The following is a 16,006-nucleotide window of genomic DNA, read 5'->3' as shown; positions in this document are numbered from 1 at the left end:
CGGTCGATCGTCGCGGCTCAGGTGGGGCCGTAGCCGCCGAACAACATGCCGATCTGACGGATGGTGGGGGTCAAGCTGCCCAACAGCTCTGGGCGCTTCGGCATCGGCGGAGGTCCGATCTTCGTCCCCAGGCCAGCTGCTCGATCCGTGCCAAAGCTGATCGTCTCGGCCACATACTCCTGCGTGTTGAACGTCCACGCACCCACGCAGGCCGACGCATCGCAAGGACTGACGATGCTGCTGGCCGCGGACACCCGGGCTCCCAGATCCGCAGACAGGTCGAGGCTGACCTGCACGGCATTCCAGAAGAACGGATCGACGTCCTGCTTGAACCAGGTCGAGTTGTAGGTGAGCCAGTCGGCACCGTGGCCCGGATCCGGGCGCGGGTAGTAATAGACCTTGGCCTGCGCGCTGTTCAGCCCCGGCAGCGCCGCCACTGTCAGCGACTTGCCCAGCGCCGGCTGCGCGAGCACGTTCAGCCCCTTTGTCGTGGCAACCACCGGAGCCGCCAGCGGCAGCTGCTTCAGACCCGCCTGCACACGCGGCAACAGCGGCCCGCCGGCCTGCGCCGTGGCGCCGTACATCAACGCGACCGTAGCCGCGATCAAGCCTTTCCGAACCATGAGACACCCCCAAACTGTTGATAACGCCGTGTAACTACGACGCATATTGACAGTAGCGGGGAGCGACTCGGGGCGTTCTGCCAACCAGTAGGCAATTTCCGACGCCGCGTCGGCAATCCACCCGCCAGCTGGTCTAGCCCACCCAGCGCCGCGCGTTGCTGAACATCTGGAACCACGGCGTCTTGCTGGCCTTGCGGTCCGGCCACCAGGAACCGGTGACGCCGTGCACGCTGCGCTCGGGGTGCGGCATCAGGATTGTCACGCGGCCGTCGGTGTTGCAGATCGACGTGATGCCGCCAGGCGAGCCGTTCGGGTTGTGCGGATAGCGTTCGGCGACCTGGCCCTGCGGATTCAGATAACGCATCGACACCTGGCCATGCATTTCGATGGCCGCCTGCTGGGTCGAGGACTCGAACACCGCGCGGCCTTCGCCGTGCGCGACCGCGATCGGCAACCTGGCACCAGCCATGTCGGCGAAGAACAGCGAGCGCGATTCGAGGATCTCGACCTGCGACCAGCGCGCCTCGAACTGTTCGCTGCGGTTGCGGCGGAACGCGGGCCAGTTCTCGGCGCCGGGCACGATGGACTTCAGCGCCGCCATCATCTGGCAGCCGTTGCAGACGCCGAGCGCGAAGCGGTCGTCCTTGGCGAAGAACGCGGCGAACTCGTCGCGCGCGCGTTCGTTGAACAGGATCGTGCGCGCCCAGCCCTGGCCGGCGCCAAGCACGTCGCCGTAGGAGAAGCCGCCGCAGGCGACGAGGCCGGCGAAGTCGGCCAGTTGCACGCGGCCTTCGAGCACGTCGGTCATGTGCACGTCGACCGACTCGAAGCCGGCGGCATGGAAGGCCCAGGCCATTTCGTAGTGGCTGTTGACGCCCTGCTCGCGCAGGATTGCGACGCGCGGACGGCGACCGACATTGCCGATCTCGACCCGCGCCGGCTTGGCGGGCGCCAGAACGATCAGGCCCGGATCGTTGGCGGCGCCGAAGCCTTCGTACTCTTCCTTCGTGCACTCCGGGTTGTCGCGCAGCGAGGCGATGCGATAGCTGATTTCCGACCACGCGCGCTGCAGCGATTCGCGCGGCTGCACGAACAGCTCGTTGCCATCGGCGCTGACTTCGATGCGATCGGCGGCGTTGAGCGTTCCGATGTCGCTGATCGCCAGACCGGCGGCCGTGCCGCTCTTCAGGATCGCGGCGGCGTCTGCAGCGCGAACCTGGATGACGTAACCCAGCTCTTCGTTGAACAGCGCGGCAATGCCGTCGCCGGCGTTGGTGCCGAGATCCAGCGACACGCCGCAATGTCCGGCGAAGGCCATCTCGGCGACGGTGACGAACAGGCCGCCGTCGCTACGGTCGTGATAGGCGAGCAGCTTGCCTTCGACATTGAGCTGCTGGACCAGCTCAAACGCCGCCTTGAGCACAGCGGGGCTGTCGAGATCCGGCGGCACATCGCCGGTCTTCGCGTAGACCTGCGCGAACGCCGAACCGCCCATGCGGTTCTTGCCGCCGCCGAGGTCGACGAGCAGCAGGCGCGTGTCGCCGGCATTGGCGGTCAGCTGCGGCGTCAGGCTGCGACGCACATCGCTGACCGGCGCGAACGCGGTGACGATCAGCGACAGCGGCGCGGTCTGCGCCTGCTGCTGCTCGTTCTTCGTCCACACGCTCTTCATCGACAGCGAGTCCTTGCCAACCGGAATCGCGATGCCGAGCTGCGGGCACAGTTCAGCGCCGACCGCTTTCACGGTGTCGAACAGGCGTGCGTCTTCGTCGTACTGGCCGCAGGCGGCCATCCAGTTCGCGGACAGGCGGATGTCGCCGATCTTCGCGATCGGCGCGGCGGCGATGTTGAGCACCGCTTCGGCGACCGCCATGCGGCCGGACGCCGGGCCGTCGAGCAGCGCCAGCGGCGTGCGCTCGCCCATCGCCATCGCTTCGCCGGTCGTGGCTTCGTAGCCGGTTGCGGTGACCGCGCAGTCGGCGACCGGCACCTGCCACGGCCCGACCATCTGGTCGCGCACGGTCAGGCCACCGACGCTGCGATCGCCGATCGTGATCAGGAAGTTCTTCGACGCGACCGCCGGCAGCGCCATCAGGCGCGCGACCGCATCGGCCATCTTGATGCCGGACGTGTCGAGCTTCGGGAATGAAGTCTTCGCACGCTGCGTCTTGCGCTGCATGCGCGGCGGCTTGCCGAGCAGCACCGGCATCGGCATGTTGACCGCCGGCTGCGTGCCGAGCGCGTCCTCGACGAGCAGCGTGCGTTCGGCGGTCGCGGTGCCAACGACCGCATACGGGCAGCGCTCGCGCGCGCACAGCGCGGCGAAGCGTTCGACGTTCTCCGCCGCAATCGCGAGCACATAGCGCTCCTGCGATTCGTTGCACCAGATTTCCATCGGCGACAGCGCGGCATCGGCCGACAGCACGTCACGCAACTGGATGCGACCGCCGCGATCGTCGGCGTGGACGATCTCCGGCAATGCATTGGAGATGCCGCCGGCGCCGACGTCGTGGATCGACAGGATCGGATTCGCATCGCCGAGCGCCCAGCAGGCGTCGACGACTTCCTGGCAGCGCCGCTCGAGTTCAGGGTTCGCGCGCTGCACCGACGCGAAATCCAATGCTTCCGTACTGCTGCCGGTCGCCATCGAAGAAGCCGCACCGCCGCCCAGGCCGATCAGCATCGCCGGGCCGCCGAGCACGATCAGCTTCGAGCCCTCGGTGACTTCCAGCTTCTCGACATGGCCGCCGCGGATGTTGCCGTAGCCGCCGGCGATCATGATCGGCTTGTGATAGCCGCGGTTGCGGCCGTCCGGCGTGACCTGCTCGTAGCTGCGGAAATAGCCGTTCAAGGTCGGCCGGCCGAATTCGTTGCTGTACGCCGCGGCGCCGATCGGGCCGTCGAGCATGATCTGCAGCGCGCTCGCCATCCGCGACGGCGTGCCCTGCTGCTGGAGCTCGGCCGTGGTTTCCCAGGGCTGCTCGAAACCGGGAATGCGTAGGTTCGACACCGAGAAGCCGGACAGGCCGGCCTTGGGCTTGCCGCCGCGGCCGGTCGCCGCCTCGTCGCGGATCTCGCCGCCGGCGCCGGTGCCGGCGCCCGGATGCGGCGAGATACCGGTCGGATGGTTGTGCGTCTCGACCTTCATCAGGATGTGGACCGGCTCTTCGCGGCCGTTCCAGCTGTGGTCGCTGTCGGCAAACCAGCGCATCGCGGTCGGCCCTTCGATGACCGCGGCGTTGTCCTTGTACGCCGACAGCACGCCGTCCGGCGACGCGGCATGGGTCAGGCGGATCATGCCGAACAGCGAATGCGGCTGCGGCTGGCCGTCAACCTCGAAGTCGGCGTTGAAGATCTTGTGCCGGCAGTGCTCGCTGTTGACCTGGGCGAACATCATCAGCTCGGCATCGGTCGGGTTGGCGCCGACCGACTGGTAATGCGCGGCAAGGTACTGCTGCTCGTCTTCCGACAGCGCCAGGCCCCATTCGCGATTCGCCGTGGCCAGCGCCGCGGCACCGCCGCCGAGCACATCGACCGTCCGCAGCGCGCGGCGCGGCTGGCCGTCGAACACATGCTGCAGCTGCTCGGTGCTGGCCAGTACCGATTCCATCATCGGGTCGTGCAGCGCAGACCAGGCTGCCTTCGGCAGTTCGCGGACACCGCTGAGGCGGATCGCCCGGCCCTGCTCGATGCGGCGCACGCCGCTCAGGCCGCAGACACGGGCGATGTCGGTCGCCTTGCTCGACCACGGCGAGGTCGTGCCGACGCGCGGTACGACGTAAAGCGTCAGATCAGCCGGTGCGATCTGCTCCGGCCCATCGCCGAGCAGCTGGCGCAGCGCGCTGTGCGGCACGGTTTGGGCATCGGCCAGGTCGACCAGATACAGATCCTGCACGGCCACCGCCTGCAGGCCGGGTGCGTGCTGGCGCAGATTCTCCAGCAGGCGGGCGATACGGAATGCCGAGAGGGATTCGGCGCCGGGCAGGACGGTGACGGCCATGAGATTCCTGGTGACAGGGCCGCTGGAGGCGGGCGGCCCATTTTTGGGGCGCCATTTTCGCATGGCCGGGAGATCAAAGGCGCAGTGAGCTACAAGAGTTTTTGCCCTGGTTGCAGTTTCTTGCAGGATTCAGCCAACGCCTGACCGGACTTCAGGGCTTAGACCCCGCACTGCGGTCGCGGAGGGCCGATCCCTGCCCGATATGGACCTTGTGATTTGCGCGCCAGGCTTTCGATGACGGCTGAAATTTCCAGGCCAGCACGGTATCGACCGCCAGCAGTTCAAAATACCCTTCCGGCGTCGCATCCAGCGCTTGGGCTCCAGCCACGGAACCATCCGCATTGACGTAAACCCGCACGCTGACCTCGCCGCGCGGCACTTCTGCCTGCGCCCAACGGGGAAGTGCCGGCTGCCTCGCGAGGATCGCCGAGGGCCGGCCATCGCCGGGCTGCAACTCGGCGTAACGCTCAGCCTCCGCCAGGGTCTGCAGGTGCTCCTTTTGTCCTTCGGCAGTTCTTGCCTGCCATTGCGGGTGCAGCTGCAGTCGCTCCTGATTCGCCTCCGCGCACGCATCGGCACTACCTGCGGCGCAGGCAACTTTGGCCGCGGCGTTCGCCGATGCCTGATCCCCTGCACTTGAGTAGAGACGAACCAGTTCCATCCGGGCATTGGCATCGCCGGGCACGGACAGCACATGATCCTGCAATAGACGAATCGCCTGCGTCAGTCGCCCCTGGCTCGTCAGGCAGTAGCTGAACTGTGCAAGCGTCTCCGCATTCGCGGGCTCGATCTCCAGCGCGCGCCTGAAATCCGCTGCCGCCGGCTCCATCTGCTTCAGGCGGCAGTGCGCCATGCCGCGGACCTGATAAGCCCGCTTCTTGTCAGGCGACGACTCCACGATGGCATCGAGGACAGACAGCGCCTTCCCCGTGTCCCCCTGCTTGAAGCTGGCATCGACGGCAAGCCAGGCAGACAGCTGCACGACGAGGCGTGTGTCCTCGTCCTCGTCGAGGTGAGGTGCAAGTTCATGACGGCGATTGGCGTCACGCAGGGCAAGATCGTACCGCTGCATCATGCGCGCGGCGTCAATTCTGGCTGCCAGGAATCTGGCTTCCTCACTGTATTGCAGCGCCTTGCTGTATGCCTCGTAGGCTTCCTCGAAGCGGTTTTCCACCATCAGGTCCTGTCCTTTTGCCCAGTCCGGCAAACCCAGCAACGCCCGCAACCTCGGATTCAGCGCGACCCGCTCCTGCGAAGCCCGGGCAAAGGCTTCGACCTGTTCGTGGGATCCGCCCCATCGGGGTTGCATGTTGTCGATGATGCTCTCGTGCACGTCATAGCTGGTCGGGAATTCCTGAAGCGCCGGCAAGGCAACTTCCGGAAGCTGGCTCGAAGCACGATGTTTTGTGTGCCATAGCCGGATCAGATGCGGAGCGACGTTCCGCGGCTGCCGCTTCAAGGCCGCATTCGCATCCTTCTCAGCCAATCCGAAGAAGCGAAACATCAGGCCGAACTGTTCAGGCTTGGTGTCCTGCCGCCACTTCGTGCCGCGAGCGTCGTGCCCCATCGCGGTGTAGCAGAAGGCACGAGCTGTCAGGGCCTGATAGGACTGCGGCCTCGCCTCGACCCAGGCGTCGAGCTGGGCAAGCACCTTGTTGTCAGGTTCCTCGAAGGCGCGGTACGCCCAGACCAACGGGTCTTCACCCTTTTCGACATTGGAGAGGAAAGCCAAGCGGTATTGCTCGAGCAGGTAGTCCAGTTCATCGAACTGGAACTGGCTCAGCATGGTGCGCAGGGTCTGATGACTCGGCGCAGCAAGCACTGTGGTTTGTGTCGTCCGGACGACCGGCGCCGTCGTTGGCAAACTGACGCACGCACTGCCCAGTGCACAGACTGCAAGCATGACTCCACGTATCGCAACATGGGTCATCTTGCGCACCCCGGGAATGGAATCAACGCACTCTCCCTGCATGGAATCCGGCACGCAATCGTCAAGCTTCCGGGTTCATCCCCTCACACATCCATTAGACGCGCACCAGTTCCCGCCAGTCCAGCCCCTGCGACTGCTGGGCGCAGACGATGCGCTCCGAATCCTGCTCCAGCGCCTCGACGATGGCCTGGCGCGCCAGCTGCGGCGTGTTGTTGGACTCGGACAGGTGGGTCAGCACCAGATGCTGCAGGCGCTCGAAGCAGTAGCCGCGCATCAGGCCGGCGGCCTGGGCGTTCGACAGGTGGCCGATGTGGCCGCCGACGCGGCGCTTGAGCATGTCCGGGTAGGGCCCGGCCTGCAGCATGAGCGGATCGTGGTTGCATTCCAGCATCAGGCCATCGCAGTCGGCCAGCACGGCGCGCATGTGCGGCGTGATATGGCCGGCGTCGGATAGCACGCCGAGGCGCAGGCCGGCGGCGCTGAGGACGTACTGGCAGGGCTCGCGGGCGTCGTGCGGCACCGGATAGGGCTCGACCCGGATCGCGCCGATCTCGAACGACTGGTGCGGACTGAATCTGAGGCTGTGCGGCACTTCGCTGTCCTTCCAGACCGCGTAGCTGCCGTGCGTCATCCACACCGGGATGCGATGGCGGCGCGCCAGCTTGCCGACGCCGCTGAGATGATCGCTGTGTTCGTGGGTGACGAGGATCGCATCGATGCTGCCGGGCTCGACGCCGAGCCGGGTCAGGCGCAGCTCGGTCTCGGCCAGCGTGAATCCGCAATCGATGAGAATCCGCGTGCCGCCGGCTTCGATCAGGGTCGCGTTGCCTTTGGAGCCGGACCCGAGCATCGAGAAACGCATCACTTGCGGCCGTCGCCCCCGCCGCCGAAGTTGTAGGTCGCCGGGAACGGCATGACCTTGGAACCGCCGTCGGTGCCGCCGACGATGCGCGCGGGGCCGCGCTTGGTCACCTCGTCGATCCGGATGACCGCGTGCACGGGGACGTAGAAGCGCTCGACGCCTTCGAACTCCTGCTTGAGGCGCTCTTCGCTGGTGTCGACGACGACCGTGGTCTGCTCGCCGAACACCAGCTTGCCGACCTCGACGAATCCGAGCATGCCGCCATGGCTGACTTCGCGCGCGTACAGGTCGTAGACCTGGCCCTGATTCATGAACGTGATGCGGTAGAGGCGATTCTTGGTCGGCATGGCAGGGAAGCGAGAAACTGCAGAGCGCAATTCTAAGGGAGCCCGCCTCGATTTACTCAGGCGCCCGCGGGATTCCGGTGCAGGCTGTAGAGGCGGAAGATGCCGTAGCGCTTGGCAAGCGGCACCTCGCCGGCGTACTCGACACGAAACTCGGCGGCGCCGGCCACCGCCAGTTCCGCCGCGCAGGCCTCGGTCACGTAGGCGGTTCCCGGCGGCGTCACCGGCTCGACGCGCGCGGCGAACGACAGCTGCGATCCGTAATAGGTGCGCGCGGCCTGCACCGCGTCCTGGCCGCGCCAGGCCGGTGCGAAGTGCACGCCGACGCGGATCTCGAGCCTGGCCAGCTTGCCGCTGAGGCGACGCCGCAGTTCGATCACGGTGCGCAGCAACGCATCCGCGGCCAGAGCCGAGCTTTCGGCGTCGACCGTCACCAGATGCAGCGCGTCGCCCCAGGTCCGCTGCAACAGGATCTTGTCCGCAAAAGGCCGCAGGCATTTCTGCAGCGCCGGAACGACGATGGTCCAGAAGGCAAGGATCTCATCGTCGTCGAGCACGCTGAAGCCGACCATGTCGGTAAACACCAGACCGACCATGCAGCGCTTCGCCGGCGGCCGCGGCTTGTGCTGCGGCGGCTCGCCATCGACCAGCCAGCGCCGGCCGCGCGTCGTCTCCCTGAGCTGCAAGGTCCGCACGCCGACGCCGAGACGCTGCGCATTGAGCCGCGCCAGACCGGACATCAGGCGCTGCGCGCAGCGCAGGCGCCATGGCGTCTCGTCGGCGAGAAAGCCCGCCATCTGCGTGATGTGCTCGGCGCGCTCGCGCAGTGCGGCGGCCACCCGCAGATGCGGCGTGCCCGGGTGCACCAGATTCAGCCGCACGCCGGCAGCCAGCAGCCGGTTCAGCGGATCGGTGCCGGATGCCTTCACGGTCATGCGCTCGGCCAGCATCACGTAGACCGGCGAATCCTTCAGCGCGTCGACGAGTTCATCCGGCAGCGGCGGTGCATTGCGGCTCGACGAAGGCTCCAGCACATAGACCTGCGGCATCGCCAGATGCTCGATGACGTCGGTCGATGCGCCGCGCGCGCGCAGCACCCGCGAAATCTGGTCGCGCGTGCGGCTGCGCGTCATCAGGTCGCCGCGCAGCAGCGGGTCGGCTGCGCTCAATGCTTCGGCACAGGCCGGCAGGTCGCCGAGCACGGCGCTGGCTTCCGCCGCGCTGGCCCAGAAGTAATACAGCGCGCGCTCGTCGGCGGTGACGGGCGGCGTCTGCGTCATCGCGCGGATCTCACGCGCCAGGCGCAGGGCCTGTGCCTTCTGCCCCGCGAGCAGCGACAGGCTGGCCGCGTTGATGCCGGAAAACTCGCCCGACGAATGCTCGAAGGCGTCCGCGTAGTGGCGGGCGGCAAGACGCAGGTTTCGATCGACATCGATACCGGCGAAAGCCAGATCCTTGTGCAGACGCCCCTTCAGCGCGCGCCAGTCCTCGTTGCGCTCGGCTTCCGCCGGCGCAAGTTCGTCGTAGCCGCGCAGCGCGCGGCCGGTCGCGCCGCTCGCGGCGAGGCTCAGCAGATACCAGTAACGCACCGCGAGGCTGTCATCGGTCTTCTCCAGCGCGCGTGCTGCCGCATCGCTGGCCGACAACGGGTTGCCGGCGCGCAGGCGATTGCGAACCTCTTCGACGGCGGAGCTTTCGGTGCTCTGCGCGATCGCGCGTTCGTCGACGGCGCCGCCAGCGCCAGGGTCGATGACGAAAACCTTGCGCCCGGTGGTGGTCGCGGTGCCGCGGCCCAGCCGGTAATGCGCCGGAATCCGCTGCGGCTGGCGCCACCAGGCCAGCACTTCCTTGGAACCGCCGGGCTGGCCGGCATGGTCGGGCCGCACCACGGCGAGCAGCACGTCGGTCGACTCCGCCAGCAGCGCCGCCAGTTCGCGGTAACGGTTGGCGCCGTCTCCTTCGCTCGATACCAGGAACAGCTGGCGGTCCGCGCGCGCCAGCAGATCGCGCACGGCGGTCTCCACGCGCTGCTCGGTCGCGGCATCGATGCGGATTTCCAGCGAGCGCATGCGATTGCGCCAGTCGGCCAGCAGCTGCTCGACCGAACCGACGATGGCCGCGGTCAGGTGACAGGGAATGTTGGCCTGCTGGCAGGCCTCGAGCACGGCCTGGGTCAGCACAAGGTCGGCACCGGGAGCGAGTCCTGACAGCAGACGCACGCCGGTCCAGCTGCGCTCGGCGGCCAGCAACTGGCGCAACCACGCGCGGGCCTGCCGCTCGACATTGCCACGCTCGATGCTCGACAGGATCAGATGCCCGGTCACGCCGATCATCGGCTGCGGGAACTCGGCCTGACCGTCTCCAGCACTCATGCGCCAGCTCCCCTTTCTCTTCGCAGGTAATGTCCCTACCCGATCATAGCGCCGCTAGACTGCCGGCTCCCAGGCGATTGCGGAGCGACTGCAGGAAGGGTCGGCTGCGCTTGTTTTCCGGCGCGGTTTCCCTGTAAATGCGCCCGAGGGGTCATCAAGGCGTCCATGACTAGGACGACCAGAACAACGAAGGAGAGCTTTGCATGGCGGCAGTACTGGATACGCGCACACCACTTGCGTGCCTGTATCACTGGGAGAAGACACGTCCGGACGCGGTGCATTTCACGCAGCCGATCGGCAACGGACAGGTCGTCGATTACACCTGGGCACAGATTCTCGATCAGGTGCGACGCATGGCGACGCACCTCAAGTCGCTGGGCCTGCCGGCAGGCAGCCACATTGCGATCCTCGGCAAGAACAGCGCGCACTGGATCATGGCCGACTGGGCGATCTGGATGGCCGGCCACGTCAGCGTGCCGCTCTATCCGACGCTCGCCGCGGACACCGTGCGCTACATCCTCGAGCACAGCGAAGCCAAGCTGGTGTTCATCGGCAAGCTCGACGACTGGCAGGCGATGAAGCCCGGCGTGCCGGCCGGTCTGCCGGTCGTCACGCTGCCGCTGGCCCCTGAGACCGAAGGCCAGCGCTGGGACGAACTCGTTGCGAATTCCGCGCCGCTGCAGGGCAACCCGGATCGCGGCTTCGATGAACTCGCGACCATCGTCTACACCTCGGGCAGCACCGGCCAGCCGAAGGGCGTGATGCAGAGCTTCCGTTCGTTCAATGTCTGCGGCACGCTGCTGAACAAGCTGTTCGCGCTGGATACCAACGACCGCATGCTGTCGTATCTGCCGCTGGCGCACGTCGCCGAGCGTCTGGTCGTCGAGAACAACTCGACCTATGTCGGCTTCCATGTTTACTTCGCGGAATCGCTGGCGACCTTCGTCAACGACCTGCGCCGCGCACGGCCGACGATGTTCTTCTCGGTGCCGCGCCTGTGGACCAAATTCCACCTCGGCGTCTGCGACAAGCTGCCGCTGAAGAAGCAGCGCGTGCTGTTCAAGATTCCGGTGCTCGGCAAGAAGGTCAAGCAAAAGATCCTGACCCAGCTCGGCCTGCAGCACGTGCGTGTTGCCTTCACCGGCGCGGCGCCGCTGCCGCCGGCGATCGTCGACTGGTATCGCACGCTCGGTCTCGATCTGCTCGAGGCCTATGGCATGAGCGAGAACTTCGCGTACTCGCATTTCACCCGCCCCGGCGATTCGAAGATCGGCTATGTCGGCCCACCGAATCCGCAGGTCGAATGCCGCATCGGCGACAACGGCGAAGTGCTGGTGAAGAGCCCGGCGAAGATGATGGGCTACTACAAGGAACCGGCAAAGACCGCGGAGAGCTACACCAACGACGGCTTCTTCATGACCGGCGACATGGGCGAGGTCGACAAGCAGCAGCGCCTGAAGATCACCGGCCGCGTGAAGGACCTGTTCAAGACCAGCAAGGGCAAGTACGTCGCGCCGGTGCCGATCGAGAACAAGCTCGGCGCCAGTCCGCTGATCGAAGCGGTCTGCGTCGGCGGCGCCAACCAGAGCGAGACCTTCGCGCTGGTGCTGCTGTCGGAAGAAACCCGCAATGGCCTGGGCAACGAAGGCCGTCGCGATGAAGTGGCGAATGAACTGGCGACGTTGATGAACGAGGTCAACGAAGGTCTCGACCCGCACGAGCAGATGGCGTTCACCGTCATCGTCAACGAGCCCTGGACCATCGACAACGGCTTCTTGACGCCGACGATGAAGCTGCGCCGCAATATCGTCGAGGCGCATTACGAGCCGCGCATCTCCGGCTGGTTCAAGAAGAAGCAGCCAGTGATCTGGGAAGGCTGAGGCCAATCGGCAAACAAGAACGCCGGCTTGATCGCCGGCGTTCTTGTTTCAACCGTAGCCCGGGTGAAACCCGGGACTCGCGCCATCCGCACGCGCAGAACCCCGGGTTTCACCCGGGCTACGTCATCTGATTCAGCTCGCGGGCACCGTCGTCACCCGATAGTCGATCAACTCCGGCTTCGCCGTGCGCTGCTTGAACTCGCGCATCGAACCCACCCAGTTGTTGGTGTTGCGACCCTCGGCCGTCGTATACCAGCTCTGGCAACCGCCCTCGAAGGTGGTCTGCGCGCTGCGCTGACGCATCTCCGCCACGTACTTGTCGTGCGCATCCTCACGCACCTCGGCGTAGGTCCAGCCTTGCCGGCTGCCCGCTTCGATCATCTGCACGATGTAGCGCTGCTGGCATTCGAGCATGTAGATGATCGAGCCCGAACCGACGTTGGTGTTCGGGCCATACAGCATGTAGAAATTCGGGAAGCCGTTGACGCTCATGCCGAGGTAGGCTTCGGCGCCCTTCTGCCACTGCGCATGCAGATCCAGACCGTCGCGACCGGTCACCTGCATCGGCGTCAGGAACTGCGTCGCCGCGAAACCGGTGCCGAACAGGATTGCATCGACCTTGCGCTCGCGGCCGTCGATCGTGCGTACGCCTTCGGGCGTGACTTCGGCGATGGCGTCGGTGACGACATCGACGTTCGGCCGCGCCATCGTGCGCAGCCAGTCGAGGCTCAGCAGGATGCGCTTGCAGCCGATCGGAAAGTCCGGCGTCAGCTTCTTGCGCAGCGCCGGATCGCGGACCTGGATATGCAGCTGCGCCTTGGAGAACCAGGTGATCAGCTTCTCGGCCCATTTGTGGCCGTCGTAGGCGTAGGCCAGCGCTTCGGTGAACAGATAGACGCGCAGACGATCGAGATCGTGAATGATCGGAAAGGTATCCAGCAGCCAGCGCTCGAAGCGCGAGAAGCGCCGCTCGACCTTGGGAATCACCCAGCCCGGCGAGCGCTGGTAGAGATCCAGCCGCGCCGCCTGCTGCGCGACGATCGGCACGAACTGCACGGCGCTCGCACCGGTGCCGATCACGGCGACCGTCTTGCCGTTGAAGTCGTAGCCGTGGTCCCAGCGCGCCGAGTGGAATTGGGTGCCGGTGAAGGATTCGAGGCCGGGAATGTTCGGGATCATGGGCCGGTGCAGCTGCCCAACGCCGCTGACGAGCGAGCGGGTGCGCAGGCTGCTGCCGTCGGCCAGCGTGACGGTCCAGTAGCCGCTGCGGGCGTCGAAGGCCGATGCCTTGACCTCGGCCTGGTAACGGATGTGCCGCGTCAGGTCGTACTTCGTCGCGCAGTGGCGGATGTACTCGAGGATTTCCGCCTGCGAGCCGTAGCGGCTGGCCCAGGGATAGTGCGGCTCGAACGAATACGAATAGAGGTGCGAGGGCACATCGCAGGCAGCCCCTGGATACGTGTTCTCGCGCCAGGTGCCGCCGAGGTCGTCGGCCTTCTCGAGAATCACGAAATCGCTGATGCCCGCCTGACGCAGGTAGTACGCCAGGCCGATGCCGCCGAAGCCGGCACCGATGATGATCACCCGGTGTTCGCCGCCGCTCGTTGATGCGTCCATTGCTCGCTCCGTTTCGCCTGTTCGCCGACCGTCCGATGCGGCGCAGCTGAAGAATAGTAACTTAAGTCACTTTCGTAAAGTTACACTTGTATCTTTTTCAAGTCAAGCGGATCATGCCCGCATGAATGACACCATGAATCCGCTGGCGCTGGCACGGCAACCCAAGCAGAACCGCGCCATCGATCGCTTCGAGGCCGTGCTTGAAGCAACCCAGGCCATCCTCGCCGAATCGGGGCTCGAGGGCTTCTCGATTCCGGCGGTGGCGGAGCGGCTGGGCTATACGCGCGCGAGCATCTACAAGTTCTTCCCGACGCCCTACGCGATTCTCAACGAACTGGTACGCCGTCATTTCGACCTGCTGCAGGAGGCGCTGCGCGACGAGGCCGGGCGTTGGGCGGAGGAAAGCTGGCAGGCGCAAACCGGACGCATGGTGAAACTGGCGGCCAAGGTCCACAACGCGCATCCGGTCGGCATGATGCTGTCGCTCGGCGGCGCGACGACCGACGAGGCGAATCGCATCTATGCGTCGACGATCCAGCAGCTCGGGCTGCTGGTCGAAGCCGTGTTGCAGCGCCGCGGCCATGCGCTGGCGACCAGTGCGCTCGACGTCCCCACGCTCGCGGTCGACCTGGCGACGACCTGCCTGCGGCAGTCGCTGCAAAGGCATGGCCGCATCACAGCGGCTTACATCGATATCGCAACCAGCACGATCATCGATTTTCTGGAGCGTCAGATCGTCACGCCGTCTGCGCAAACCGCTAGGCAAAGCTGAACCGCAGACGTACGGGATGCAATGCGCGCACGCCGGTTGCGAGTTCAGGCCAGCGCCAGCGAGCACGGCCTACTGTGAACGTCCCACCAAGGAGGTGAGTGATGACACAGAGACAACAGAGCAAGCCGCAGACGCCGGATCAGCGCAAGCCGGAAGATGCCATCAAGGCACGCCCGGCCCAGCCGAATCAGTCGCAGGAAAAGCGCCAACCACCGGCCAATGCGAAGAAGCAGGAGGAAATGGACGAAGCGATCGACGAATCCTTCCCGGCCTCCGATCCGCCGTCGCACAGCTCGGCAACCACGCTTGGGCCTTCGGGTTCGAGGGTCCAGAACGACCGCAAGGACCGCAGGCATTAACAGCCCGCGAAACGAGAGCCCCGGATGGGGCTCTTTTTTTGCGTGCTGGAAAGATGCCTCTCGCCGCGAATAGAAAACGACGGCCGGACCCTAAGAATCGACGGTCTGGAGCCGCTGCGCGGAAAGCGCTTCGGCGGTGACCCCCAGGTCGATCAAATCCGCAGGCAAGGCATCACCCAGCAACAACGCCGCGGCGGCGCGCGACAAGGCCGGTGCGGTCTGGATGCCGTAACCGCCCTGCCCGGCCAGCCAGAAGAATCCCGGGGCATCGGGCGCAAAGCCGGCCACCGGCGAGCGATCGCCGACGAAGCTGCGCAGTCCGGCCCAGCGACTGTGCATGCGGCGGATGTCCAGCGTGGTCGCGGTTTCGATGCGCTCGACCGCGATCGCCAGGTCCAGATCGTCCGGCGTCGCATCGCAGGGCTCGCTGGGCGTTTCATCGCCCGGCGAAATCATCAGACGCCCGGCGTCCGGCTTGAAGTAGAACGTCTCGTCGATATCGATCGTCAGCGGCCACTGCGCCATGCCTTCGCTCGACGGCACATCGACCAGCGCCGCGGTGCGACGCAGCGGCTGCAGGCCGATCTTCGCGACGCCGGCCAGCACTGCCAGCTCGTCGGCCCAGGCGCCGGCGGCGTTGACGATCAGCGGGGCTTCGAAAAGCCCCGCCTCGCTGCGCACCAGCCAGCCGCCCGGCTGCTTCTCGATCGCGGTCACGCGCGCGTTGCCGACGATGCGGCCGCCGTTACGCCGCAGCATCGCCGCATAACCCTGCAGCAAGGCATGCACATCGATATCGCTGGCGCCATGATCGAGCAGCGCGTCGGCAACGTATTCGCGCCGCAACAGCGGCATGTGTTCGCAGGCTGCCGCGGAGTCGAGTCTGCGCGCGGTCGCGCGCATGTCCGGCAACGACGCGAAGGCATCGAGCGCCTCGTGCTGATCCTGGCGGGCGATGAACAGGAAGCCGCGCGGCGTCAGCAGCGGATGCTCGGCAAAGCCCGCCGGCGGCTGCGCGAAGAAACCGCGGCTGCCGCGCGTCAGCTGGCGCACCGTCGTGCCGCCATAACTTTCGGCGAACACCGCCGCCGAACGTCCGGTCGTGTGATAGCCAGGCTGGGATTCCTGCTCCAGCACGACAACGCACTGCGCAGCGCCGAGCTGGGCGGCGATGCCTACGCCGGCCATGCCGGCACCGACGACGATGACGTCGGATTTCTGTACAGATGTGGTCATGCCCCATGCTA

Annotated in this window: 11 protein-coding genes; 3 read left to right on the top strand and 8 right to left on the bottom strand. The window is 66.1% G+C overall.

Annotated features, from left to right (window positions below; genetic code table 11):
• Positions 1-17: 17 nt before the first annotated feature.
• From AC3WUF_RS05880 to AC3WUF_RS05855, 6 genes are all read right to left on the bottom strand, one after another.
• On the bottom strand, positions 18-623 hold the full coding sequence (locus AC3WUF_RS05880) for a hypothetical protein (protein ID WP_492423366.1): 606 nt from the start codon (positions 621-623) through the stop codon (positions 18-20).
• Between the two features lie 133 nt (positions 624-756).
• Positions 757-4,623: a phosphoribosylformylglycinamidine synthase gene (gene purL, locus AC3WUF_RS05875; RefSeq protein ID WP_492423364.1), complete on the bottom strand. Its 3,867-nt coding sequence runs from the start codon at positions 4,621-4,623 to the stop codon at positions 757-759.
• A gap of 151 nt (positions 4,624-4,774) precedes the next feature.
• Positions 4,775-6,526, bottom strand: a complete 1,752-nt coding sequence (locus AC3WUF_RS05870; RefSeq protein WP_492423362.1) for a TonB family protein — start codon at positions 6,524-6,526, stop codon at positions 4,775-4,777.
• A 121-nt stretch (positions 6,527-6,647) separates the two neighbouring features.
• Positions 6,648-7,415, bottom strand: a complete 768-nt coding sequence (locus AC3WUF_RS05865) for an MBL fold metallo-hydrolase (RefSeq protein WP_492423360.1) — start codon at positions 7,413-7,415, stop codon at positions 6,648-6,650.
• Positions 7,415-7,762, bottom strand: a complete 348-nt coding sequence (locus AC3WUF_RS05860) for a DUF1820 family protein (RefSeq protein ID WP_492423358.1) — start codon at positions 7,760-7,762, stop codon at positions 7,415-7,417. Before AC3WUF_RS05860 ends, AC3WUF_RS05865 begins: the two co-directional genes overlap by 1 nt.
• A 56-nt stretch (positions 7,763-7,818) precedes the next feature.
• Entirely contained in the window at positions 7,819-10,131 is a 2,313-nt protein-coding gene (locus tag AC3WUF_RS05855) for a TRAFs-binding domain-containing protein (RefSeq protein ID WP_492423356.1), read from the bottom strand.
• A 203-nt stretch (positions 10,132-10,334) separates the two neighbouring features.
• On the opposite strand from AC3WUF_RS05855, the gene AC3WUF_RS05850 reads away from it, so the two are divergent.
• Positions 10,335-12,011, top strand: coding sequence for an AMP-binding protein (locus AC3WUF_RS05850; protein WP_492423354.1), 1,677 nt, complete (start codon positions 10,335-10,337; stop codon positions 12,009-12,011).
• A 132-nt stretch (positions 12,012-12,143) separates the two neighbouring features.
• Here the strand turns inward: AC3WUF_RS05850 and AC3WUF_RS05845 are convergent, their stop codons facing one another.
• Entirely contained in the window at positions 12,144-13,628 is a 1,485-nt protein-coding gene (locus AC3WUF_RS05845) for a flavin-containing monooxygenase (RefSeq protein WP_492423352.1), read from the bottom strand.
• A gap of 121 nt (positions 13,629-13,749) precedes the next feature.
• Between AC3WUF_RS05845 and AC3WUF_RS05840 the strand changes: the two genes are divergently transcribed.
• Positions 13,750-14,400, top strand: coding sequence for a TetR/AcrR family transcriptional regulator (locus AC3WUF_RS05840; protein ID WP_492423350.1), 651 nt, complete (start codon positions 13,750-13,752; stop codon positions 14,398-14,400).
• Positions 14,401-14,501: 101 nt separating this feature from the next.
• A complete protein-coding gene (locus AC3WUF_RS05835) occupies positions 14,502-14,759 on the top strand; it encodes a hypothetical protein (protein ID WP_492423348.1) in 258 nt (85 codons plus the stop codon).
• Positions 14,760-14,849: 90 nt separating this feature from the next.
• On the opposite strand, the gene AC3WUF_RS05830 is transcribed toward AC3WUF_RS05835, so the two are convergent.
• Positions 14,850-15,995, bottom strand: coding sequence for an NAD(P)/FAD-dependent oxidoreductase (locus tag AC3WUF_RS05830; RefSeq protein ID WP_492423346.1), 1,146 nt, complete (start codon positions 15,993-15,995; stop codon positions 14,850-14,852).
• Positions 15,996-16,006: the final 11 nt, after the last annotated feature.

Source organism: Fontimonas sp. FW305-C-3 (assembly GCF_058783185.1).
The sequence above is the reverse complement of the archived record's forward strand: the minus strand, read 5'-3'. Positions and strand labels throughout refer to the sequence as shown.

Excerpts from the sequence above, each read along its gene's own strand:
- AC3WUF_RS05880 (WP_492423366.1), bottom strand. The coding sequence starts at position 623 with ATGGTTCGGAAAGGCTTGATCGCGGCTACGGTCGCGTTGATGTACGGC.
- purL (WP_492423364.1), bottom strand. The coding sequence starts at position 4,623 with ATGGCCGTCACCGTCCTGCCCGGCGCCGAATCCCTCTCGGCATTCCGT.
- AC3WUF_RS05870 (WP_492423362.1), bottom strand. The coding sequence starts at position 6,526 with ATGCTTGCAGTCTGTGCACTGGGCAGTGCGTGCGTCAGTTTGCCAACG.
- AC3WUF_RS05865 (WP_492423360.1), bottom strand. The coding sequence starts at position 7,415 with ATGCGTTTCTCGATGCTCGGGTCCGGCTCCAAAGGCAACGCGACCCTG.
- AC3WUF_RS05860 (WP_492423358.1), bottom strand. The coding sequence starts at position 7,762 with ATGCCGACCAAGAATCGCCTCTACCGCATCACGTTCATGAATCAGGGC.
- AC3WUF_RS05855 (WP_492423356.1), bottom strand. The coding sequence starts at position 10,131 with ATGAGTGCTGGAGACGGTCAGGCCGAGTTCCCGCAGCCGATGATCGGC.
- AC3WUF_RS05850 (WP_492423354.1), top strand. The coding sequence starts at position 10,335 with ATGGCGGCAGTACTGGATACGCGCACACCACTTGCGTGCCTGTATCAC.
- AC3WUF_RS05845 (WP_492423352.1), bottom strand. The coding sequence starts at position 13,628 with ATGGACGCATCAACGAGCGGCGGCGAACACCGGGTGATCATCATCGGT.
- AC3WUF_RS05840 (WP_492423350.1), top strand. The coding sequence starts at position 13,750 with ATGAATGACACCATGAATCCGCTGGCGCTGGCACGGCAACCCAAGCAG.
- AC3WUF_RS05835 (WP_492423348.1), top strand. The coding sequence starts at position 14,502 with ATGACACAGAGACAACAGAGCAAGCCGCAGACGCCGGATCAGCGCAAG.
- AC3WUF_RS05830 (WP_492423346.1), bottom strand. The coding sequence starts at position 15,995 with ATGACCACATCTGTACAGAAATCCGACGTCATCGTCGTCGGTGCCGGC.